The sequence below is a fragment of the Erythrobacter fulvus genome (genome assembly GCF_028595285.1).
In the GTDB taxonomy this organism is placed as follows: domain Bacteria; phylum Pseudomonadota; class Alphaproteobacteria; order Sphingomonadales; family Sphingomonadaceae; genus Erythrobacter; species Erythrobacter fulvus.
This window is the reverse complement of sequence record NZ_JAQQXQ010000001.1, coordinates 218,270-240,902: the sequence shown is the minus strand read 5'-3', so window position 1 is coordinate 240,902 and position 22,633 is coordinate 218,270. Positions and strand designations below refer to the sequence as shown.

At 64.3% G+C, this 22,633-nt stretch carries 22 protein-coding genes and 1 tRNA gene; 16 read left to right on the top strand and 7 right to left on the bottom strand.

Annotated elements, in window-relative coordinates; genetic code table 11:
• Positions 1–28 precede the first annotated feature (28 nt).
• Entirely contained in the window at positions 29–1,129 is a 1,101-nt protein-coding gene (ychF, locus tag OIK40_RS01150) for a redox-regulated ATPase YchF (RefSeq protein WP_273675495.1), read from the top strand.
• Positions 1,130–1,361: 232 nt separating this feature from the next.
• Here ychF and mutL read toward each other — a convergent pair whose 3' ends face one another.
• Positions 1,362–3,218, bottom strand: a complete 1,857-nt coding sequence (gene mutL, locus OIK40_RS01145; protein WP_273675494.1) for a DNA mismatch repair endonuclease MutL — start codon at positions 3,216–3,218, stop codon at positions 1,362–1,364.
• 203 nt (positions 3,219–3,421) lie between these two features.
• Between mutL and OIK40_RS01140 the strand changes: the two genes are divergently transcribed.
• The 9 genes from OIK40_RS01140 (at position 3,422) to OIK40_RS01100 (ending at position 12,283) form a co-directional block, all read left to right on the top strand.
• The gene (locus OIK40_RS01140; RefSeq protein WP_273675493.1) at positions 3,422–4,465 is read left to right on the top strand and encodes a rod shape-determining protein; all 1,044 of its coding nucleotides are present in this window, start codon (positions 3,422–3,424) and stop codon (positions 4,463–4,465) included.
• Between the two features lie 49 nt (positions 4,466–4,514).
• Positions 4,515–5,465 (top strand): rod shape-determining protein MreC, encoded by a 951-nt coding sequence (locus OIK40_RS01135; protein WP_273675491.1) that lies wholly within the window; start codon positions 4,515–4,517, stop codon positions 5,463–5,465.
• Positions 5,465–6,019 carry a rod shape-determining protein MreD gene (locus OIK40_RS01130; protein WP_273675490.1) on the top strand — a complete coding sequence of 185 codons (555 nt, stop codon included), beginning with the start codon at positions 5,465–5,467 and terminating at the stop codon, positions 6,017–6,019. The genes OIK40_RS01135 and OIK40_RS01130 overlap by 1 nt, the downstream gene beginning before the upstream one ends.
• Positions 6,020–6,066: 47 nt before the next feature.
• The gene (gene mrdA / locus OIK40_RS01125) at positions 6,067–8,190 is read left to right on the top strand and encodes a penicillin-binding protein 2 (protein ID WP_273675488.1); all 2,124 of its coding nucleotides are present in this window, start codon (positions 6,067–6,069) and stop codon (positions 8,188–8,190) included.
• A complete protein-coding gene (gene rodA, locus OIK40_RS01120) occupies positions 8,187–9,320 on the top strand; it encodes a rod shape-determining protein RodA (RefSeq protein WP_273675487.1) in 1,134 nt (377 codons plus the stop codon). The genes mrdA and rodA overlap by 4 nt, the downstream gene beginning before the upstream one ends.
• Before the next feature lie 121 nt (positions 9,321–9,441).
• Positions 9,442–9,517: transfer RNA gene (locus OIK40_RS01115), tRNA-Lys, on the top strand.
• Between the two features lie 115 nt (positions 9,518–9,632).
• Complete coding sequence (gene ribB / locus OIK40_RS01110; RefSeq protein WP_273675486.1) at positions 9,633–10,880, top strand: 3,4-dihydroxy-2-butanone-4-phosphate synthase; 1,248 nt, start codon at positions 9,633–9,635, stop codon at positions 10,878–10,880.
• A gap of 5 nt (positions 10,881–10,885) precedes the next feature.
• Positions 10,886–11,308: a 6,7-dimethyl-8-ribityllumazine synthase gene (gene ribH, locus OIK40_RS01105; RefSeq protein ID WP_273675485.1), complete on the top strand. Its 423-nt coding sequence runs from the start codon at positions 10,886–10,888 to the stop codon at positions 11,306–11,308.
• A 477-nt stretch (positions 11,309–11,785) separates the two neighbouring features.
• Positions 11,786–12,283 carry a winged helix DNA-binding protein gene (locus OIK40_RS01100; protein WP_273675484.1) on the top strand — a complete coding sequence of 166 codons (498 nt, stop codon included), beginning with the start codon at positions 11,786–11,788 and terminating at the stop codon, positions 12,281–12,283.
• Here OIK40_RS01100 and eno read toward each other — a convergent pair.
• Complete coding sequence (gene eno / locus OIK40_RS01095) at positions 12,280–13,566, bottom strand: phosphopyruvate hydratase (RefSeq protein WP_273675483.1); 1,287 nt, start codon at positions 13,564–13,566, stop codon at positions 12,280–12,282. The genes OIK40_RS01100 and eno overlap by 4 nt on opposite strands.
• A 160-nt stretch (positions 13,567–13,726) precedes the next feature.
• On the opposite strand from eno, the gene OIK40_RS01090 reads away from it, so the two are divergent.
• The 6 genes from OIK40_RS01090 to OIK40_RS01065 all read left to right on the top strand — a co-directional run bounded on the left by OIK40_RS01090 (position 13,727) and on the right by OIK40_RS01065 (position 16,472).
• Entirely contained in the window at positions 13,727–14,350 is a 624-nt protein-coding gene (locus OIK40_RS01090; RefSeq protein ID WP_273675481.1) for a hypothetical protein, read from the top strand.
• A gap of 37 nt (positions 14,351–14,387) precedes the next feature.
• Complete coding sequence (locus OIK40_RS01085) at positions 14,388–14,819, top strand: phage holin family protein (RefSeq protein ID WP_273675480.1); 432 nt, start codon at positions 14,388–14,390, stop codon at positions 14,817–14,819.
• On the top strand, positions 14,816–15,226 hold the full coding sequence (locus tag OIK40_RS01080; RefSeq protein ID WP_273675479.1) for a hypothetical protein: 411 nt from the start codon (positions 14,816–14,818) through the stop codon (positions 15,224–15,226). The genes OIK40_RS01085 and OIK40_RS01080 overlap by 4 nt, the downstream gene beginning before the upstream one ends.
• Entirely contained in the window at positions 15,223–15,669 is a 447-nt protein-coding gene (locus tag OIK40_RS01075; RefSeq protein ID WP_273675478.1) for a hypothetical protein, read from the top strand. Before OIK40_RS01080 ends, OIK40_RS01075 begins: the two co-directional genes overlap by 4 nt.
• 68 nt (positions 15,670–15,737) lie before the next feature.
• Entirely contained in the window at positions 15,738–15,968 is a 231-nt protein-coding gene (locus tag OIK40_RS01070; RefSeq protein WP_273675477.1) for a DUF4170 domain-containing protein, read from the top strand.
• Positions 15,969–15,983: 15 nt separating this feature from the next.
• Positions 15,984–16,472: a GNAT family N-acetyltransferase gene (locus OIK40_RS01065; protein WP_273675476.1), complete on the top strand. Its 489-nt coding sequence runs from the start codon at positions 15,984–15,986 to the stop codon at positions 16,470–16,472.
• Between the two features lie 123 nt (positions 16,473–16,595).
• Here the strand turns inward: OIK40_RS01065 and OIK40_RS01060 are convergent, their stop codons facing one another.
• The 5 genes from OIK40_RS01060 to carA form a co-directional block, all read right to left on the bottom strand.
• Entirely contained in the window at positions 16,596–16,883 is a 288-nt protein-coding gene (locus OIK40_RS01060) for a hypothetical protein (protein WP_273675474.1), read from the bottom strand.
• 13 nt (positions 16,884–16,896) lie between these two features.
• Positions 16,897–17,373, bottom strand: coding sequence for a transcription elongation factor GreA (gene greA / locus OIK40_RS01055; RefSeq protein WP_273675472.1), 477 nt, complete (start codon positions 17,371–17,373; stop codon positions 16,897–16,899).
• A 124-nt stretch (positions 17,374–17,497) separates the two neighbouring features.
• On the bottom strand, positions 17,498–20,836 hold the full coding sequence (gene carB / locus OIK40_RS01050; RefSeq protein ID WP_273675470.1) for a carbamoyl-phosphate synthase large subunit: 3,339 nt from the start codon (positions 20,834–20,836) through the stop codon (positions 17,498–17,500).
• Positions 20,836–21,420 carry a DUF6680 family protein gene (locus tag OIK40_RS01045; RefSeq protein ID WP_273675468.1) on the bottom strand — a complete coding sequence of 195 codons (585 nt, stop codon included), beginning with the start codon at positions 21,418–21,420 and terminating at the stop codon, positions 20,836–20,838. The genes carB and OIK40_RS01045 overlap by 1 nt, the downstream gene beginning before the upstream one ends.
• The gene (gene carA, locus OIK40_RS01040) at positions 21,417–22,598 is read right to left on the bottom strand and encodes a glutamine-hydrolyzing carbamoyl-phosphate synthase small subunit (RefSeq protein WP_273675466.1); all 1,182 of its coding nucleotides are present in this window, start codon (positions 22,596–22,598) and stop codon (positions 21,417–21,419) included. Before carA ends, OIK40_RS01045 begins: the two co-directional genes overlap by 4 nt.
• Between the last annotated feature and the right edge of the window lie 35 nt (positions 22,599–22,633).

The following is a 22,633-nucleotide window of genomic DNA, read 5'->3' as shown; positions in this document are numbered from 1 at the left end:
GCTTTCCAGCTAGGCAAGAGAATTCATCATGGGTTTCCGTTGCGGGATCGTCGGCCTGCCGAATGTCGGCAAGTCCACTCTGTTCAATGCGCTCACCGAGACGCAGGCGGCGCAGGCGGCCAATTATCCCTTCTGCACGATCGAGCCCAATGTCGGGCAGGTCGCGGTGCCGGACCAGCGGCTGCAGAAGATCGCCGCCATCGCGGGCAGCGCCAAGATCATCGAAACCCAGCTGGGCTTCGTCGACATCGCCGGCCTTGTGAAGGGCGCGAGCAAGGGCGAAGGCCTCGGCAACCAGTTCCTCGGCAATATCCGCGAGGTGGACGCGATCGTCCATGTGCTGCGCTGTTTCGAGGATGACGATATCCAGCACGTCGCCAACAAGGTCGATCCGATTGCCGACGCCGAAGTGGTCGAGACCGAGCTGATGCTGGCGGACCTCGAAAGCCTCGAAAAGCGGGTGCCTGCTGCGGCCAAGCGCGGCGCGGCGGGCGACAAGGAAGCCAAGGCCATGGCGAGCGTGCTGGGACAGGCGCTCGAACTGCTGCGCGACGGCAAGCCCGCTCGCCTGACCGAGCCCAAGGACGACGAGGAAGAGCGGCTGTTCCGCCAAGCGCAGCTCCTCACCGCCAAGCCAGTGCTTTACGTCTGCAACGTGGCCGAAGAAGACGCGGCGACCGGCAATGATCTGTCGGCTAAGGTGTTCGAAAAGGCCGCGGCCGAAGGGGCCGAAGCCGTGGTGGTGTCAGCCGCGATCGAAGCCGAATTGGTCGCGATGCCGGTGGAAGACCGGGGTGAATTCCTCGAAGCGCTCGGCCTTGAGGAAAGCGGCCTGTCGCGGGTGATCCGCGCCGGATACAAGCTGCTGGGCCTGAAAACCTTCTTCACCGCCGGCCCCAAGGAAGCCCGCGCATGGACCTTCCCCGATGGTGCCAAGGCCCCGCAGGCGGCAGGCGAGATCCATAGCGACTTCGAACGCGGCTTCATCCGCGCAGAAACGATTGCCTATGACGACTACGTCACGCTGGGCGGCGAAAGCGGCGCGAAGGAAGCGGGCAAGCTGCGGCAGGAAGGCAAGGAATACGTGGTGCAGGACGGGGATGTGCTGCTGTTCAAGTTCAACGTTTGACGGGGCGACGGCGACGGCACCGGGCGCGATTAAAGGCGATCAATCGTCGTCGTTTTTCCTGTTTGCGAGAATGGCGATCAGCGTCGCGATAATGGCCAACAAGGGCAACACTACCGCTATCGTCTTCGGTTCCATGAGCAATCCTTCGCAAAGTCCCGTAAGGGTTAGAGACAGACCGGTTATACATGGAGGACTAGCGTCTGCGGTCGGGATCGATTGTTGAGTTCGCGCCTCAATGCCGCCCGAACAGCTTCTCGACGTCTTCCATGCTGAGCTTCACCCATGTCGGCCGCCCGTGGTTACACTGTCCTGACCTCGGCGTCGCTTCCATCTCCCTCAACAGGGCGTTCATCTCGGCCACACTGAGAACCCGCCCGGCCCGCACCGATCCGTGGCAGGCCATGGTCGCCAACACCAGTTCGAGCCGCTCGGCCAGCAGCAGCGCGCCGCTATCCTCCTGCTTGCCGTGCTTGGCGATGTCGTCGGCAAGGTCCGTCAGCAGCTTGGCGGTGTCGGCCTTGGCGATGGCGGATGGCACCGCCCGCACCAGCATCGCACTTGGCCCGAAGCGTTCGATCACGAGGCCGTAGCGGGCCAGCCCCTCGACGGCATCTTCCAAGCGGTCACAATCGACTTCGTCCAGTTCGACCACATCGGGCACCAGCAGGGCTTGCGAACGGCGCATGCCCTCGTCCGCACCGGCCGCGCGCAGGCGTTCAAGCACAAGGCGTTCGTGCGCGGCGTGCTGATCCACCAGCACCAGCCCGTCGGCGGCTTCCGCGACGATATAGGTGTTGGCGACCTGCCCGCGCGCAATGCCGAGCGGATACTGGCGCGCTTCCTCCGGAACAGGCGCGGCTTCCTCGGCACGGCCGTGCGGTTGGGCCAGCGGCGCGTTCCATTGCGGGCGCGCTTCGCCAAGGCGGGCCTGGGGTGCAGTCCAGTCACGCCCGGAGAAAATGCTTTCCAGCGTCGGCGATGCGGGCGCAGGAGCAGGTGCGACGGGCTCACTCACCCACCGCGCCATCGCACCGCGATCAGGCCCCTGCGCGCTCCGGCGGTCACCTGTCGCCAGCGCCTGTCGCAGCCCGCTGACGATAAACCCGCGCACCCCCGCAGAATCGCGGAAGCGCACCTCGGTTTTCGCCGGATGGACGTTCACATCGACATCCTGCGGCGGCAGGTCGAGGAACAGCGCCAGCACCGCGTGGCGATCACGCGCGAGCATGTCGGAATAGGCCCCGCGCACCGCACCGACCAGCAGCCGGTCCTTCACCGGACGGCCATTGACAAACAGATACTGGTGATCGGCCACGCCGCGGTTCCACGTGGGCAGCCCCGCCACACCCGTCAGCCGCATCACCCCGTGCGGCGTGTCGCGCTCGATTTCGATGGGGACCGAATTGTCCTTCAATTCATGCGCGATGATCCGCGCCACGCGGGTCGCCAGTTCCTCACCCGCTTGCAGCGAGAGAACCGTACGCTTGGCCCCGTCGCCCAGTGTTTCAAGCGTGAAGGCAATGTCGGGCCGCGCCATCGCCAGACGGCGCACCACATCAAGGCAGGCGGCATATTCGCTGCGCGCCGTGCGCAGGAATTTCCGGCGCGCGGGCACTTTGGCGAACAGTTCCTCCACCCGCACCCGCGTGCCCGGCGGCAGCGCGGCAGGCTCGTCCGCCAGCAGCGCGCCGTGATCGACCACGCGGCGCCAACCTTCGGCCGCGCCCTGTTCGCGGCTTTCGATGGTCAGCCGCGCGACGCTGGCGATGGAGGGCAGCGCTTCACCGCGAAAGCCCAGCGTCGTTACCAGTTCGATCGCGCCATCGGGGCCGATCAGCGAGTCAGGCAGTTTCGACGTCGCATGACGTTCCAGCGCCAGCGCGATTGGCTCCGGCCCCATCCCGCAGCCGTCATCGACAACCTCGATCCGCGCCAAGCCCCCTTCGGCCAGCACGACACCGATTCGCCGCGCGCCGGCATCGATCGCGTTTTCCACCAGCTCTTTCAGCGCCGCCGCAGGGCGTTCGACCACCTCTCCCGCGGCAATGCGGTTCACAAGAGCGGACGGGAGGCGGCGGATTTCGGGCATTTGTCGCACGCTAGCCGTCAGCGGTCGCAAATTCGAGGGTGAAGACCCAGAAATCACCAGCAGCGACGACAAATATTTTGGCGTTTTGGGCGCGGATTCGCTAGGCGACTTGCGTCATGTCATAACCGGGTCGAAATCCCCTGCGGCCACCCCCATATACGGTCTGCAGACCGCGTCCCGCCACCACTGGAACACCAAACGAAATGAGCTTCCTGTCCAATCTCTTCAAGTTCGGCTCGCAGAACATGGCGATCGACCTCGGGACCGCCAACACCCTCGTCTATGTCCAGGATCAGGGCATCGTGTTGAACGAACCCTCGGTGGTCGCGATCGAGACCATCAACGGGATCAAGCGGGTCAAGGCAGTGGGCGACGATGCCAAGATGATGATGGGCAAGACCCCGGACAGCATCGAGGCGATCCGCCCGCTTCGCGACGGCGTTATCGCCGACATCGAAATCGCGGAAGAGATGATCAAGCACTTTATCCGCAAGGTGCACGGCAAGCGCAATCTGTTCCGCTATCCCGAAATCGTGATCTGCGTTCCTTCGGGTTCGACCTCGGTGGAAAAGCGCGCGATCCGTGATGCTGCCTCCAACGCGGGCGCATCGGAAGTGCACCTGATCCTCGAACCCATGGCCGCAGCGATCGGTGCCGACATGCCGGTGACCGAACCGGTCGGTTCGATGGTGGTCGATATCGGCGGCGGCACCACCGAAGTCGCGGTGCTTTCGCTGCGCGGCCTTGCCTACACCACCTCGGTGCGCACCGGCGGCGACAAGATGGACGAAGCCATCGTCAGCTATGTCCGTCGTCACCACAACCTGCTGATCGGTGATGCCACGGCAGAACGGATCAAGAAGGATTACGGCATCGCCATGATCCCCGAAGACGGCGTTGGCGAGATCATTACCCTGAAGGGCCGCGATCTCGTGAACGGCGTGCCCAAGGAAATCACCATCAATCAGGCGCACGTCGCCGAAGCCTTGAGCGAACCCATCGGCGCGATCGTCGAAGGCGTGCGTATCGCGCTGGAAAACACCGCGCCCGAACTCGCCGCCGACATCGTTGACCAAGGTATAGTGCTCACCGGCGGCGGTGCCTTGATCCGGCGGCTCGACGAGCACCTGCGCGAGGAAACCGGCCTTCCGGTCTCGGTCGCCGAGGATCCGCTCACCTGCGTCGCCATCGGCACCGGCCGGGCGATGGAAGATCCGGTCTATCGCGGCGTGCTGATGACGGCCTGAGCCGCATCGGCCTGACGCCGGGGGATCCGGCAGAAGGGGACGAAAAGCCATGGCGCCGCCTTCATCGCGACGGTCGGGCTTCTCGAAGAAGGCACAATTCTCGGTCTTCACCGGCTACCTGCTGGCCGGTGCCGGGGCGTTGCTGGGCTTCGGACTGCTGCTGCTGTCCTTGTGGCAGCCTGCGGCTTTCGCACCCTTGCGCGGCGCGGCCGGCGACGTCATCGCGCCGGCGGGTGAAGTCACTGCGGCAACGCGCACAGGTGGTCAGGGCTTTTTCGCAGGCATCGGCGGCTATTTCAGGGCAGGAAGCCAGAACGCGGCGCTGCGCGAGGAAATCGAACTCGCCCGCATCCGGCTGGCCGAGGTTGAAGCTGTCAGGGCCGAGAACCGCCGCTTGCGCGCGCTGCTCGATCTGCGGGCGGACGAAGCCAAGCCGGTGGCAACCGCGCGGCTGGTCGGCTCCACGGCCGCAAGCGGGCGGCGGCTCGCCTTTCTCGGTGTCGGGCGCAGCGACGGGGTGACGCCGGGCATGCCGGTAGTATCGGAACGCGGCGTCGTCGGGCGGGTGCTGGAAACCGGGCGCAATTCGGCCCGCGTGCTGCTGCTGACCGATAGCGAAAGCGTGCTGCCGGTGCGCCGTGCCAAGGGCGATGTTGTCGCCTTTGCCGAGGGGCGCGGCGATGGTTTGCTGCGGGTGCGGCTGGTCAATCTCGGCATCAATCCGCTCAAGGTCGGCGATCTGATGGTGACCAGCGGTGCGGGCGGGTATTACCGTCCGGGCGTGGCCGTGGCGATCATCAGCAAGATCACCCCCGACGGCGGCATCGCGCGGCTGGTGGCCGAACCTTCCGCCACCAATTTCGTCGCGGTCGAGCCGATCCACCAGCCCGATGCCGTCGCTGCGCTGCGCGCGCCGCGCGCGCCGCTCGAACCGGAAGGCGAGCCCGCGCAAGCCGGCAACGAGGCCTCTCCTGCGGCAAGCGCGGAGGACCGCCGGTAATGGAGCGGCTCAATCCGCGGGCGCGTTCCGACCCCTATGGCAGCCGCATCAACCGCACCCAGTCGCCGCTGCGCGCCGGGAGCGTCCCCTATCTGTCGATCATGCTGGGATCGCTGCTGCCGGTGCTGCTGATTGCCGACGTCATGCCGGTTGTTCCCCCGCTCGGTTACCTGACGCTGGTCGCGTGGCGGCTGATGCGTCCGGGCCTGCTGCCGCTGTGGGCCGGCGTTCCGCTCGGGGCGTTCGACGATCTGTTCAGCGGGCAGCCCTTCGGCAGCGGCGTGATGCTGTGGTCGCTGACGATGATCGCCTTCGAACTGATGGAGGCACGCTTCCCGTGGCGCGGGTTCTGGCAGGACTGGTTCACCGCCGGTCTTGCCTCGCTGCTTTACTGGCTGGCGACACTACTGCTGTCGGGCGCGCGGGTGACGCCGGAACTGCTGGTGGTGGCGCTGCCGCAGGCCTTGCTGTCGGTGCTGCTCTACCCGATACTGGCGCGCATGGTTGCCAGTCTTGACCGATTCCGGCTCGCCCGGGCCCGGAGGATCGGGTGAAATCCTTTCTGCCCGGCGGCAAGCGCCGGCCACGCCCCCGGAAGATCGTGAATGCCTCGATCCTGCGCAGCTCCTTCGAGCGGCGGACGATCCTGATCGGGACGGTTCAGGGCGGCATCGGCCTGCTGCTGGCCGCGCGCATGGGCTATCTGGCGATTGCGGAAAACGAGAAATACCGGCTCGAATCCGAAAGCAACCGCGTCAACCTGTCGCTGATCCCGCCCCGCCGTGGTTGGATCCTCGATCGCGACGGCGCGCCGCTGGCCTCCAATCGCGCCGATTTCCGCGTCGACATCATTCCCGATCGTCTCGCCGATCCCGAAGGCACGATCGACAAGCTGGGCGAGCTGTTGTCGCTGGAACCGACCCGCATTGCCGACATCAAGGACAAGATTTCGGAATCGCGCGGGTTTCAGCCGGTCGAGGTCGCCAGCGGGCTCGATTACGAACAATTCGCTGCCATCAGCGTGCGCCTGCCCGATCTGCAAGGGGTGGTGCCGCAACGCGGCTTCTCGCGCTATTATCCCACCGCCTCCAGCGTCGGCCACCTGATCGGCTATGTCGGCCCCGCATCGGCCGAGGAGTTCGAGAAAGACCCAAACCCGCTGCTGATCACCCCCGGCTACAAGATCGGCAAGGACGGGCTGGAAAAGCAGTTCGAGAAAGAACTGCGCGGCATCCCGGGCGCACGGCGGGTCGAAGTCACCGCGTCCGGACGGATCGTGCGCGATCTGGAAACCCGCGAGGATATTCAGGGCGATCCCGTGCGCCTGACCATCGACGGGCCGCTTCAGGATTACGCCGCCCGCCGCATCGGTCTGGAAAGCGGATCGGTGGTGGTGATGGACTGCCGCAGCGGCGACCTGCTGTGCATGGCCTCGATGCCGAGCTTTGATCCCAATTCCTTTTCCGACGGGATCGGCAGCGTCGAATATGCGATGCTGCGCGACGACGAGCGCGTGCCGCTGCGCAACAAGGTGCTGAAAGGCCTCTATCCCCCCGGCTCCACGGTAAAGCCGATGGTTTCGATGGCGCTGATGCAACAGGGCATCGACCCCAATGAAACGGTCTATTGCGGCGGTGGCTTGCGCGTCGGCAACCGCGTTTTCGGCTGCTGGAACCGGCGCGGGCATGGCGCGGTGGATATGGCCAAGGGCATCTACCAGAGCTGCGACGTCTATTTCTATGCCATGGCCCAGCGCGTCGGGATGGACCCGATCGCGGCGATGGCGCGGCGTTGCGGAATGGGGCAGGAATTCCCCCTGCCCGTCACCAGCCAGTTCTACGGCACGGTGCCCGATCCCGAATGGAAAATGAAGAAGTGGGGCCGCGAATGGCAGACCTTCGACACGGTCAACGCCACCATCGGTCAGGGCTACATGCTCTCCAGTCCCCTGCAACTAGCCGTGATGGCCTCGCGCCTTGCCACCGGCCGTCACGTGATGCCGCGCCTGACGCTCGACACGAGCCCCAGGGGCTTCGACAATATCGACTTTCCGGCCGAGCAGGTCGAATATGTCCGTCAGGCGATGAGCGACGTCGTCAACGGCCCCGGCACGGCTGGGCGCGCGCGGCTACCGATCGACGGCGTGCAGCTGGCTGGCAAGACCGGCACGGCGCAGGTCGTCTCGCTTTCCATATCGAACGGCAAGTCCGGCCCGTGGAAATATCGGGACCACGGGCTGTTCATCTTCTTCGCCCCCTATGACAACCCGCGCTATGCCGGCGCGGTGGTGATCGAGCATGGCGGCGGCTCAGGCGCGGCCTATCCGATCGCGCGCGACGTGATGACCTTCCTGTTCGATCCGGCCAAGGGAATGGAGGCGCTCAGCGCACTGGAGGCACAATGGGGCGGCACCGCGCAGCAGCGGCTCGACGCGCGTTATGCCGCCTATGCCGCCGAGCGCGGCGCGGCTGTCAGCCGTCCGCCCCGTCGTGACGAGGAAATCTTCGACCGGGTCGAGGCCGAGGCCCGGGTCGCTGCGGCGCAGTCACAGGCGATTGCCGACGACGTGATCGCGCCGCGGCCCGAGGCCAATCCTTCAGGCACGCCGCCGCCGTCCGCACCGGTGGAACCGGCTGTTCCGGACGAGCCATCCGTGGGCGTACCCGGCGAAGCCGCGCCCGTCGCCTCCCCGTCACCCCTGACCGATGGAGGCACAGCGCAATGAACACCGCAGCCACCAACGGGATTGTGCCCGAACCGATCGCCCGCCAGCCATGGGAAATGCTGATCCCGCTGTTCGCGCTCGTCGGTTTTGGCGCGGCAGTTCTTTATTCGGCAGGCGGCGGCGCAATGACGCCCTTCGCGGCCTCGCACCTTCTGCGCTTCACGATCTTCATGGTGATGGCGATCGTGATCGCCATGCTTCCGCGCGATCTGGTCAAGCTGCTGACCTATCCCGCCTATATCGTCGTCGTGCTGATGCTGTTCGGGGTCGAACTGGTCGGGTTTGTCGGCGGCGGCAGCCAGCGTTGGCTCAACCTCGGCTTCATGGTGCTGCAACCATCCGAGCTGATGAAGCCAACTGCGGTGATAACGCTGGCGCTGTTCTATTCGACTCTGCCGGTCGGCATGACCAATACCTGGCGCGCGCTGCTGATCCCGGGCGGGCTGGTCGCCTTGCCGATGGCGCTGGTGCTGACCCAGCCCGATCTCGGCACCGCGCTGGCGATCGGCTTCGGCGGCGCGATGGTGATGCTGCTCGCGGGACTGCCGATGCGCTGGTTCGTCGGCGGGGCCGCGGCGGGCATGGTGATCGCCCCGCTGGCCTTCTTCTACGGACTGAAGGAATACCAGCAGCGCCGGGTGATGACGATGTTCGATCCCGAAGCCGATCCGCTGGGCGCGGGCTATCACATCACCCAGTCCAAGATCGCGATCGGTTCGGGCGGGATTTTCGGCAAGGGCTTCAACGAAGGCTCGCAAAGCCACCTCAACTACCTGCCCGAACCGCACACCGATTTCGTGTTTGCCACCATGGCCGAAGAATGGGGCTTTATCGGCGGGCTGTTCGTGCTCGCCGCCTTCGCGATCATTCTGCGGTGGGGCTGGAAGGTGGCGCAGCAATCGGAAGACCGGTTTGCCAGCCTGCTTGCGGGCGGAATGGTGGTAACGATCTTCTTCTACGCCGCGGTCAATCTGATGATGGTGATGGGCATGGCCCCGGTGGTCGGTATCCCCTTGCCGTGGATGAGCCACGGCGGGTCTTCGATGCTGACCAACATGATCTGCATCGGGGTGCTGATGATGGTCAATCGCTGGAACCAGAACGCCCCGCGCCGCGGACTGGCGAGCTGACGTCGAATTTTCGTGTGATTAGCCCCTTGCCATCGGGGCGGGACGCGCTAAATGCAGCGCCTCACGCGAATCGAGGGACGTCTCAGACGCCTCGCCTCGCGGATCCGGCATGGTCGGAAATGGACGCATAGCTCAGTTGGTAGAGCAGCTGACTCTTAATCAGCGGGTCCTAGGTTCGAGCCCTAGTGCGTCCACCATCCCCTTTCATCTGATGTCCGAACTGACCAGCAGGACGCTGCGCTGCGTGTTGCCCCTCTGTTTCGCCATGGGCAGCCCGCTTGCAATCACATCCTGATGTGATAGTGCGGGCACATGAACACATCGCTTATCACACGCATCCGCGAACTTGTCACATCGGGCGGAATGACTCGCGCCGGCCTTGCCCGGGCAGCAGGCCTCCACGCCAATACCCTGCGCGATTGTGCAGAAGACGGCTGGAACCCGACGGCGGAAACCCTCGCCAAGCTTGAAGCCTTTCTCGAAGCGAATGACGAGCGCCCCGTGCTCGCCAGCATCGAGGAAATCATCGACGAAGCGCGCAACGGCCGGATGTATATCCTCGTCGACGACGAAGACCGCGAGAACGAGGGCGATCTCATCATCCCCGCGCAGATGGCGACCCCGCAGGCGATTAACTTCATGGCGACTCACGGGCGCGGATTGATCTGCCTCGCACTGGCCAAAGCGCGGGTCGACCAGCTCGGGCTCGAACCGATGAGCCGGAACAACAAGGAATCGATGCAAACCGCCTTCACAATCTCGATCGAGGCGAAGGAAGGCGTCACCACCGGCATCTCGGCGGCCGACCGGGCGCGCACCATCTCGGTCGCGATCGATGCCACCAAAGGCCCGGACGATATCGTCACCCCCGGCCACGTGTTCCCGCTAATGGCGCGCGACGGTGGGACGCTCGTGCGGGCCGGACACACCGAAGCTGCAGTCGACATCTCGCGCCTTGCCGGCCTCAACCCCTCGGGCGTGATCTGTGAGATCATGAATGACGATGGCTCGATGGCCCGGCTCGACGATCTGGTGAAGTTCGCGCGCAAGCACGATCTCAAGATCGGGACCATCCGCGATCTCATCGCCTACCGCATGCGCAATGATCACCTGGTCGAGCGGCTGTCCGAACGCAGTTTCGAAAGCGATTACGGCGGCCAGTGGCGCATGATCACTTATCGCAACCGGGTCGAGGGCAACGAGGCCTATGTCCTGCAGAAAGGCCATGTCATTCCGGGCGAGCCTACCCTCGCCCGTGTCCACCCGATTTCGGTGTTTGACGACGTTCTGGGCCAGCCCGGACCGCGCAAGCGCACGCTCCAGCGCGCGATGCAGGCGGTGGGCGAACATGGCTCGGGCGTCATCGTGATCCTGACCGGCCGGGTCGGCACCGGCGAATGGCGCCCGGACGAGGAACTGCGAAATATCGGCATCGGATCGCAAATCCTCGTCGATCTCGGCATTACGGACATGGTGCTGCTGTCGAACAGCCGCCCCGATCTGGTCGCGCTTGAAGGCTACGGCCTGACCATCACCGACTTCCACCCCATTCCGGAGTAACCACAATGGCCCGCATCCTGATCGTCGAAGCGCGCTTCTACGCCCATCTCAACGACATGCTGATCGCCGGTGCCCGCGCCGCGCTTGAAGCGGACGGCCACGAAGTCGAAGTGCTGACCGTGCCAGGCGCGCTCGAAATTCCCGGCGCGATCGCGCTGGCGGCGGAAAGCGAGCAGTATGACGGCTTCGTCGCCATCGGCGTGGTTATCCGCGGCGAAACCTATCACTTCGAAATCGTCGCAGGCGAAAGTGCCCGGGCGATCATGGCCTTGACGATGGATGGCATCGCGATCGGCAACGGCATCCTCACCGTGGAAAACGAGACTCAGGCGCTGGTGCGTGCCGATCCGGCGCAAAAGGACAAGGGCGGCGAGGCGGCCAAAGCTGCACTTGCACTGCTGGCGCTGCAGGAGCGGTTCGGGCGCTGAGGCAAGGAGGGGCAAGGTGTTCCATAATGGGCCCTACCCCTGATTAGGTATTTTCCCTCTGTAGATTTCCGTAAGCCTTTAACGCGATATCCGATCAGCTTCTGCTGTTGCTCGCCGTCGCACGGGTTAGCAGCTTCGTGCAGCCAGCTTCGGGAATGAGCATTGGAAAAACGAACTACACCGGCACCGGACCTTTCCGGTCTGCCGAACATAATTGCCACACTCGAACAACAGCTCGCCGAACTTGACCGAATGTGCCTGCATGTAGGCGCTGCGCATGTCGACGCGGCGATCCAGCAACTGCGGCTGGAACTGGCCCGCCAACAGCGTGCCCGGACCGGGGCCGGATAATTTCCCTCGGCAAAAGAGCGGCCTGCGTATTTACCCTTAAAGCCAAACCCGGACTGCCACGCTAATTTTCCTCCGTGGTTCAACGTAGTTTTCCGGCTCCCGAAACAGCGCGACGGAGGTTGGCGCATGGATGACTCCGCGTCGCCTGCTTTGCCTTGTCCGGACGAAATGGCTGCGGCGGCATCTGGCGCGATGCTGCAACCGCTGGCCGATGAACTGGTTGCGATCGCGGCACGGCTGCGCGATGTGGCCTCGGCCTCCCCGCCCACACCTTCTCGCTCGCAACGCCGCTATCTTGCGCTTGCACGGCTGGCCTATTCCCTACGGCGCAAGCGTGCGGCAATCTTCGGCAATCCCGAACTTTTCGGAGAGCCGGGGTGGGACATTCTGCTCGATCTTTACGTCGCCCATGCCGAAGGCAAGCCGGTATCGGTGTCGAGCGCGTGCATCGGATCGGCGGCGCCTGCCACCACCGGACTGCGCTGGCTCGGCATTCTGGCTGACGAGGGGCTGATTGTGCGAGAGAACGATGCGGAGGATAACCGCCGCGTGCTGGTGCGGCTGACCCGCACCGGCATCACGGCGATGGAACGCTTCTTCGATGAAATGGGCGGCGGTCTCTAGCCGCGCCCGCCGAAGCAGCCCTTGCCGGCATAGAAGGCGCTGTCGCCCAGTTCTTCCTCGATGCGGATCAGCTGATTATACTTGGCAAGCCGGTCCGACCGCGCGAGCGAACCGGTCTTGATCTGCCCGCAATTGGTCGCGACCGCGAGATCGGCGATGGTCGCGTCCTCGGTCTCGCCCGAACGGTGGCTCATCACGCAGGTGTAGCGCGCGCGGTGCGCCATATCGACCGCAGCCAGTGTTTCGGTGAGGGTGCCGATTTGGTTGACCTTGACCAGAAGCGAATTGGCAAGGCCGCGTGCGATCCCGTCGGACAGGCGCGCCGGATTGGTGACGAACAGATCATCACCAACCAGCTGCACCTTGTCGCCAATCTTGGCGGTCAGCGCTGCCCAGCCCGCGAAGTCGTCCTCGCTCATGCCGTCCTCGATCGACCGGATCGGGTAGTCGTCGCACAGCTTCGCAAGGTAATCGGCCATCTCGTCGCCGGACAGGCTTAGGCCCTCGCCCGAAATCTCGTAGCGGCCATTCTTGAAAAACTCGGTCGCCGCGCAATCGAGCGCCAGCACGATATCCTCGCCCGGCGTGAACCCGGCCTTGGCGATGCTTTCCATGATGAAATCGAGCGCCGCACGGGTGCTGGCGAGGTCGGGCGCGAAGCCGCCTTCATCGCCGACACTGGTGGCAAGACCCTTTTGCGCAAGGCCCTTCTTCAGGGTGTGGAACACTTCTGCACCCCAGCGCACCGCCTCTGCCAGGCTGTCCGCGCCGACCGGCATGATCATGAATTCCTGGATGTCGATCGGGTTGTCGGCATGTTCGCCGCCATTGATGATGTTCATCATCGGCACCGGCAGGACATGGGCCGACACCCCGCCGAGATAGGAATAAAGCGGCAAACCGCGCGCATTCGCCGCCGCCTTGGCAACCGCCAGCGAGGTTCCGAGGATCGCATTGGCACCAAGACGCGCCTTGTTAGGCGTGTCGTCGAGCGCGATCATGGCCAGATCGATGTCGCGCTGGTCTTCGGCATCGAAATTGTCGATCAACAGATCGCGGATTTCGTTGTTGACCGCGTCGACTGCCTTCAACACGCCCTTGCCGAGATAGCGCGCCGGATCGCCGTCGCGCAGTTCCACCGCCTCGTGCGCGCCGGTCGATGCGCCCGAAGGCACCGCCGCGCGGCCGAAGCTGCCGTCTTCCAGCAGGACATCGACCTCGACGGTCGGGTTTCCGCGGCTGTCGAGAATCTCGCGGCCGTGCAGGTCGATGATGGCGGTCATGTTTGGCTCCGGCAGGAATGTGTTGTAGGATGATAAGACACTTTGCACGGCATGATTCTGGCTCACGCCCTTCGTGCTGCGTCCCTATGCGCGGGAAGTCTCCTGCGCAAGCGCGCGGCGCGGGTGTTACCGGACATTAGGAAAGACGAGGAAGACCGCCATGGCAGACACCACCTCCACCAAGAAAACCCCCGCGAAATCGGCCAAGGGCGCAACCAGCAAGAGCGCCGGCCCGGCCAAGGCAGCCGCACGCAAAACCGGTGCGACTGCGCGCGGGAAGGACGCGCCGCCCGCAACCCCCGCCAGCCACACCACCGAAGCCAAGAGCCGTTTCAACGCCGCGCTTGAAGAAGCCAAGGCCGGCGCCGCCGCGCTGCGCGCCGAAGCCGAAACCCGCGTCGGCACCTATGGCGAACAGGCCAAGGCCAAGGGCACCGATCTGGTGAGCGAAGCCAAGACCTATGGCGACAAGGCGCTTGGTCGCGCGGGCGAACTCGCGGTCGAAGGCAAGAAGGCCACCAGCGACGCGATCGCCTCGCTCGGCAAGGTCGTAGGCGAGACTGCCCCGCAGATCGACGAACGCTTCGGCGAGCAATATGGCGATTATGCCCGCAAGGCATCACGCAGCCTGCAGGAAACCTCGGCCAAGCTCGATTCCAAGAGCGTCGAGGAACTTGGCGATGACGCCCGCGAAATGGTGCGCAAAAGCCCCGGCCTCGCGGTCGGCATTGCCGCAATCGCAGGCTTTTTCCTTGCCCGCATGCTGGGCGGGCGGCGCGACTGAGCGAATAGGGGAAGCCTGAAGCTTGCAGGATCCGCCAATGCAGGAACCCGAACCCGCTGACGCGTCGGCAGCCGCGGACGCCGCCGGCGGCGATGCCGAGGATGTCTTCGTCGCCGCAGGCGATGCGCTGACCGCACTGCGCGAGGAAATCGCGGTGCTGGCCGATGATGCGCGCACCTATGCCGAGGCGGAGGTTGCCTTCCAGAAGACCCGCGCCGCGATTGCCGGGAAGACGGCGGGTCACGCGGTGGTGCTGCTGGTGCTGGCGCTGGTATTGCTCCACATCGCATTGATCGCATTGGCGGTAGGCGCGGTGATCGCGCTTGCGCCGCTGGTCAGCATCTGGGGCGCAATCGCGATCGTGGTCGGCGTGATGCTGTGCGGTGTCGTCTTGCTGGTGCTGCGTGCAAGGCGCGATGGCGAACTGCTCGCCGCGTTGTTCGAAAGCGACGGGAGCAAAGGCGCATGACGGCCCTGCCCCCCCGCTTCATCGAAGACCGGGCCTTGCGCGATGCCGCGCGTGTGGTGCTGGAGGAGGACATTGCCCGCCTGCGCGCCAGTCTCGGCGAACAGGGCGTGGCAAGCCGTGTATCCTCCAGCGTGAGCACCACTGTCACATCGCGTATCCGCGACGGCGCTGCCGATGTGCTCGAACAGGCCAAGCAGCGCGCCAGCGACAATCCCGGCGTGCTGGCTGTGCTGATCGGCGCGATCCTGCTGTGGGTGATGCGCGGCCCGATTCTCGATCTGGTCGAAGGCTTGATGGAGGGTGAAGGGACCGGCGCTGACGACCATGCCGGGGATGATGCAGCCCTCGCCGATCAGAATATCGAAGCGGATCTTTTCCCCGATACAATCAAGGACAATGCAGCATGAATGATCTGGCAACCGGACAGCGCGATGCGCTGCGCGCGAAGATCGAGGCGGCCGAGCGTCGCAATGCCGAAAGGTCGCTGGCCGATCAGGCGCGCGAGGCTGCCGCGGCGGCTACGGAATATACCCGCGCCCACCCGCTGACCGTGATCGGCGGCGCGCTGGCGCTAGGCCTGCTGGCGGGCCTTGCGACGCGGCCGGGCCGGCGTGTGGCCGCACAGGCCATCGGCGGAGTCGGGACGGCTGTATCCGGCGCGGCGAGCAGCGCGGCAGCGGGCGCAAAAGGCATGGCCACTCGCGGCGGATCGCGTATCGGTGCGCTGCTTGGCGATGCCGCGATTGCCTATGGCATGAAGCTGGTGGAAGACCTGCTCGAAGGCAACCGACCGGGATCGGACCGGGACGAAGACGCCGAATCCGGGATCGTCGGCAAACGCAAATCCTGACGCGGACTTGCCCTCGCCGCCCGAGCCGCTAAGGGAGCGCGCATCCTTCCTCCCCAAGGGTTCATAACATGGCAGAAACCACCCCTACCCAGCGGCTCCACCTCGTGATGGGCGGCCGCGTCAAAGATCCGCGCGGGATCGAATTCCAGGATCCCGAAAGCATCCACGTCGTCGGCGTGTTCAGCTCATACGAAGCAGCGGTCGATGCGTGGCGCGCACAGGCGCAGCGCACCGTCGACGATGCCGAAATGAAGTACGTCGTGGTCCACATTCATAAGCTGCTGACCCCCGAAGAATAGCGCCGGCGGGACGTCATGGATCATGCCGTCCGCCTGTTCCGCGATACCGACGCCGAAGCGCTCGCCGAACTGACGGGCGCGGCGATCCGCGCCATCGGTGCGCGGGCCTATAGTCCCAAACAGGTCGCCGCATGGGCAGCCCGCCATCCCGGGCCGGAACGCTTTATCGCCAGCGCGGCAAAGGGCGACACGATCATCCTTGCGGTCGATGCAGGCGACACCCCGGTTGCCTATGCCCTGTTCGAAGCGGCCGGGCATCTCGACATGCTTTATTGCCACCCCGATCACGCCGGTCGGGGGCTGGCGATGAGATTGCTGGCTGAGGCAGAGAAGCGGGCGATCGTTATGGGAATCGAACGGCTGTTCACCGAAGCAAGCGAGCTGGCGCGGCCTGTGTTTGAACGCACCGGTTATGTGATGCTGCATCGCCGCGACTTCAGCATTACGCATGAAGGCCGTGACGTGCCGATCCATAATTATGCGATGGAGCGAAAGCTCGGGTGACAGGCGCCACAGCGCGATGTTTCACATGAAACATCGCCGAAAACTGCCGAGATCGCTCGAAAAACGCCCCAAAAACGCCGAAACTCGCCGAGATCCGGGGAAAAAAGGGCTGTCAGGCTAGGATCAACGCAGCGCGGCGAAGGCACCCGCTGCTGCCACGGCAAGCATGGTCAGCACCACGCGGGTGCGGCGGTTGGAGCGATGCCGCTTCCATTGCGCCTCGTCGAGCCACCAGCGCCCCTTGCCGTCGGTGCGCAGCACATCCGCACCTTTGAGGCGTTCAAACGCACGCTGGCGGCTGGCGCGCGTCGGCGCGTAGGCCATGGCATCGGCCATGCCGGTCGCGCCCCGCGCCAGAAAGTCCTCGGCCACCCGCCGCTCTGCGATCGGTCTGACGCGCGGCGTGGCCATTATACGATCGTGCTCAGATGAATTCGATCTTGTCGACGAGGTAGAACTTCTCGCCCGACGGCACCGTCACCTCGATCTCGTCACCCACCTGCTTGCCGATCAGCGCGCGGGCGAGCGGCGAGTTGTAGGAGATGCGGCCCTTGTTGGCGTCCGCCTCGGTCTGGCCGACGATCTGGTAACGGATCGGCTTGTCGGCCTCGTCAAGCAGCGTCACGGTCGCGCCGAAGATGATCTTGTCGCCCGACAGCGTGGTGGGATCGATGATCTGCGCACGGCTGACCATGTTCTCGATCTCGCCGATCATCGCTTCGACCTGACCCTGCCGTTCCTTGGCGGCGTGATATTCGGCGTTTTCCGAAAGGTCGCCGTGCGCACGAGCCTCCTCGATTGCCTCGACGATCTTGGGGCGCTCCTCGCGCAGGGCCTTGAGGTCGGCGGTCAACCGCTCGTAACCTTCGGCCAGCATCGGGACCTTTTCCATGGTTGCCATTGCCTTTGTCTCTTCCTGTGTGCTCGTGGCCCTCTCCGACAGACAAAAAACCCATATCGACCGGCGCGCTTTTCACAAAAACGCGACCGCGACGAACTTCGAATGTCGGGGAGAGCGAGGTCAGTTAGATGCCATAATAGTCTTGCAATGACCGGACTTCAAGCTGCTCGGGTCCGACTGCGGCAATCGCGGCCGCCGCGGCGAGCGATGCGGCGGCGGTGGTGTAGTACGGAACCTTGCCCGCCAGGGCGGCCTGACGGATCGATTTGCTGTCCATCAGCGACTGCCAGCCTTCGGTGGTGTTAAAGATCAGCGCGATTTCGCCGTCGATGATCCGGTCAACAATATGCGGCTGGCCTTCGGCCACCTTGTTCACCCGCTCGACCGCCAGCCCCTGCTCGGCAAGGTAGGTTTGGGTGCCGCCGGTGGCGATCACGGCAAAGCCATGTTCGATCAGGCGCCTGATCGCGGGCACGATCGCTGCCTTGTCGGTATCCTTGACCGAAACGAACAGCGTGCCGGTGCGCGGCAGGTTCATCCCTGCCCCCATCTGCGATTTGAGGAAGGCCGCCTCGAAGCTGCGATCGATCCCCATAACCTCGCCGGTGGACTTCATTTCCGGGCTCAGCACCGGATCGGCGCCGGGGAAGCGCGCAAACGGGAACACCGCTTCCTTCACCGACATATAGGGCATATCGCGCTTGAACGGTTCGAAGCTGGACAGCGGCTCGCCCGCCATAACCCGCGCCGCGATCTTGGCAACTGGCTGGCCGGTGGCCTTGGCGACGAAGGGCACGGTGCGGCTGGCGCGCGGGTTCACCTCGATCAGATAGACCACGCCGTCTTTCACCGCGAACTGCACGTTCATCAGCCCTTTCACGCCCAGCGCAAAGGCCAGCGCTTCGGCCTGACGCTCCATTTCGGCGATAATGTCGGGGCCAAGCGAATAGGGCGGCAGGGTGCAGGCGCTGTCGCCCGAATGGACGCCGGCCTCCTCGATATGCTGCATCACGCCGGCAATGCGCACTTCGTTGCCGTCGCACACGGCATCGACATCGCATTCGATCGCATCGCGCAGATACTGGTCGATCAGCACCGGACTATCGCCCGACACATTCACTGCAGTGGCGATGTAATCATCAAGCTGCGCTTCGGAATCGACGATCTCCATCGCCCGCCCGCCGAGCACGTAGGACGGGCGCAGCAGCACCGGATAGCCGATGCGCGCGGCCACTGCGGCGGCTTCGTCACGGCTGCGGGCAATGCCGTTTTCGGGCTGCTGGAGCTTCAGCTTGCTCACCAGCTTGGCGAAGCGTTCGCGGTCTTCCGCAAGGTCGATCGCATCGGGCGAGGTGCCGAGGATGGGAATCCCCGCATCTTCCAGCGCCTGCGCCAGTTTCAGCGGGGTTTGCCCGCCGAACTGGACGATCACGCCCACCAGCTCGCCCGACTGCTGTTCGACGCGCAGGATTTCCAGCACGTCCTCGGCAGTCAGCGGTTCGAAATAGAGGCGGTCTGAGGTGTCGTAATCAGTCGAGACGGTTTCCGGGTTGCAGTTGACCATGATCGTCTCGAACGCCGGCCCGTGCCATTCCTCGCCGAGCGCGAAGCAGGCGTGGACGCAGCAGTAATCGAACTCGATCCCCTGCCCGATGCGGTTCGGTCCGCCACCGAGAATGACGATTTTCTTGCGGTCCGACGGATTGGCCTCGCATTCGGCCTCGCCGAAGCTGGGGGCTTCGTAGGTCGAATACATGTAGGGCGTGATCGCCTCGAATTCGGCGGCGCAGCTGTCGATCCGTTTGAACACGGGCAGCACGCCGAGCCTGTGGCGCAGCGCGCGCACTTCGTCCTCGCTGGTGGCGCCTGCCATGGCGACCAGTGCATCGTGGAGCAGCCCCGAACGCTTGGCCTGGGTTTCGCCCAGCCCGCCCGCAACGCCCACCGAACGCACGGCCAGCGTGGCAAGGCGCCGATCTGAAAAACCCATGGCTTTCAGGCGCCGCAGGCCGGGTGCGTCAATCGGCAGGCCGTTCTTCTGCACCTCGCGCTCGGCAGCGATGATCTCTTCGATCTGGCGCAGGAACCATGGATCGTAGAAGGTGACGGCGGCGATTTCCTCCATCGACAGCCCTTCGCGGAAGGCCTGTCCGACCTTGAGCAGCCGGTCGGGCGTGCGGCGCGAGAGCGCAGCGGTGATGACGTCCTTGCCCGCACCTTCCAGCTCGGGCACGCGGTTGAAGCCGTCGAGGCCCGTTTCGAGCCCGCGCAGCGCCTTCTGCACGCTTTCCTGGAAGTTGCGCCCGATTGCCATGACTTCGCCGACGCTCTTCATCGCGGTCGAAAGGTCATTGGCCGCGCCCTTGAACTTTTCGAAGGCAAAACGCGGGATCTTGGTGACGACGTAATCGATGGTGGGCTCAAAGCTCGCCGGCGTCGCGCCGGTGATTTCGTTGGTGAGCTCGTCGAGTGTGTAGCCGACCGCCAGCTTTGCCGCGACGCGGGCGATGGGGAAGCCCGTCGCCTTGGATGCCAGCGCCGAGGAGCGCGACACGCGCGGGTTCATCTCGATGACGATCAGGCGGCCGTCCTTGGGATTGACCGCGAACTGGACGTTGGAACCGCCCGTTTCCACGCCGATCTCGCGCAGCACCGCGATGCTGGCGGAGCGCATGATCTGGTATTCCTTGTCGGTCAGCGTCAGCGCCGGGGCGACGGTGATTGAGTCGCCGGTGTGGACGCCCATCGGATCGACGTTCTCGATCGAGCAGATGATGATCGCATTGTCCTTGCGATCGCGCACCACCTCCATCTCGAACTCCTTCCACCCGAGGAGCGATTCCTCGATCAGGACTTCGGTGGTGGGCGAGGCATCGAGGCCTTCGCGCACGATGCGCTCGAACTCGGCCTTGTTATAGGCGATGCCCCCGCCGGTGCCGCCGAGGGTGAAGCTGGGGCGGATGATGGAAGGCAGGCCCGTGCGTTCGAGCACGGCGAAGGCCTGATCGACGGTGTTGGCAACGCCCGAACGCGCGGATTCGAGCCCGATCTTGTCCATCGCATCGCGGAACCGCTGGCGGTTTTCGGCCTTGTCGATTGCGTCGGCCTTGGCCCCGATCATCTCGACGCCGTATTCGGCGAGCACGCCCATCTCGTCGAGCTTCAGCGCGCAGTTGAGTGCCGTCTGCCCGCCCATCGTCGGCAGCAGCGCATCGGGCCGTTCCTTGGCGATGATCTTGGCGACGATCTCGGGCGTGATCGGCTCGATATAGGTCGCGTCCGCAAACTCCGGATCGGTCATGATCGTCGCGGGGTTCGAGTTGACTAGGATGACGCGGTAGCCCTCCTCCTTCAACGCCTTGATCGCCTGCGTGCCGGAGTAATCGAACTCGCAGGCCTGCCCGATGATGATCGGGCCGGCGCCAATGACGAGGATCGAGGAAATGTCGGTTCTTTTGGGCATTATTTCTTCTTTTTTTCAGAAGGCTTAAGCGCCGCTGTGGTGTTGTTGTTTGCGTCCGGTTGCGATTTTATCTGCTCCCACGTTTCGCCGCCTAGCAATCGTGTTTGCATCCAGAGAATATTCGCCACATCGCGCATGGCTTGCTGCGAATCCTGAAGCAGCGCATCGCGGTAAAAAAATCCGACAGTTCCAAACGCACCTGTCTGTATGTCCGTTTCGCGAAGCTTTAGTCCGACGGCTCTACTCATCTCATACAGAAGCCGCGTTTGCTTTACCGATGTCGTTGATATGATTGTCCGTTTCTCATCTTCAGACTTACCGTCAATACTGGCGTTCGCAGCTTCGAGGTATTCTTTGTGGGCTTGTAGAACCTTCGAACAGTCATTGAACTCTATGGGAACCAACTTTATCGCAACTTGGTAATTTGGGTCGCTCGTCAGATCGCGGGTCGAAAGCAGCAATCGAAGAGTTATCAGCTTGGCGTCACGACGCTTGCGGCGCTCTTCAATCCAAAGTGTTATTCCAACCGCAACGATTGGGCCAATGATGATTGCCGCGATGGTGATCCAATCTGATGTAGTCACCCCAGCCCCCCGACGAACTTTTCGAACAGGTAGAAACTATCCTGCGGCCCCGGGCTTGCCTCGGGGTGATACTGCACCGCGAAGGCGTTCTTGCCCTTGATCGCAATCCCGCAATTCGTCCCGTCGAACAGGCTCACATGGGTCTGCTCGACATTTTCGGGCAGCGTTGCCGCGTCCACTGCAAAGCCGTGGTTCATCGAGGTGATCTCGACCAATCCCGAAGTCTCGCCCCAGCCCTCGCCCACGCGCTGGACTGGGTGGTTCGCGCCGCGGTGGCCCTGATGCATCTTAATCGTCTTGGCACCCGCAGCCAGCGCGAGGAGCTGGTGGCCCAGGCAGATGCCGAACAGCGGAACATCGGCATCGAGCAGCGCACGGATCACCGGCACCGCATATTCCCCCGTCGCCGCCGGATCGCCCGGGCCGTTGGACAGGAACACGCCATCGGGCTTCAACGCCATGATTTCGTCAAAGCTCGTCTTGGCCGGCACCACCGTCACCCGGGCACCTGCCGTCACGAGGTTGCGGAAGATATTGTCCTTCGCGCCGTAATCGATCGCGACCACGTGCGGCTTCGCGTCAAACGCCGCGCGGCCATAGCCCTTGCCGAGCGTCCACGCCCCGCCGCCCCACTGCTCGCCACCTTCGCGGGTGACGCGGATCGCAAGATCCATGCCCTCCAGCCCCGGCCATTCGCGCGCGCGTTTCAGCAGGGCGTCGATATCGAACTTGCCGTCCGGCGCATGGGCGATCACCGCGTTGGGCGCGCCGCTCATGCGGATGCGGCGGGTCAGCGCGCGGGTATCGATGCCCGACAGGCCGATCTTGCCATTGCGCGCCAGCCATTCGCCGAACTTCTCGATGCTGCGGAAATTGCTCGGCTCGGTCACGTCTTCGCGCACGATGCAGCCGACCGCGCCTTCCACCTTGCTTTCCACGTCTTCGGCATTGGCGCCGACATTGCCGATATGCGGGAAGGTGAAGGTGACGATCTGCGCCGCGTAGCTGGGATCGGTCATCACTTCCTGATAGCCGGTCATCGCAGTGTTGAAGCACACCTCGCCCACCGCGCTGCCGGTCGCCCCGAAGCCGCGACCCCAGATCACCGTGCCATCGGCCAGAACAAGGACTCCCGTGGCCCCTGAAGGTTGCGCGCGGGAAGATGCGGGGTCGGCCATGGGGCGCTCCGTTGTGGGGTGGTGCCAGCGATGTT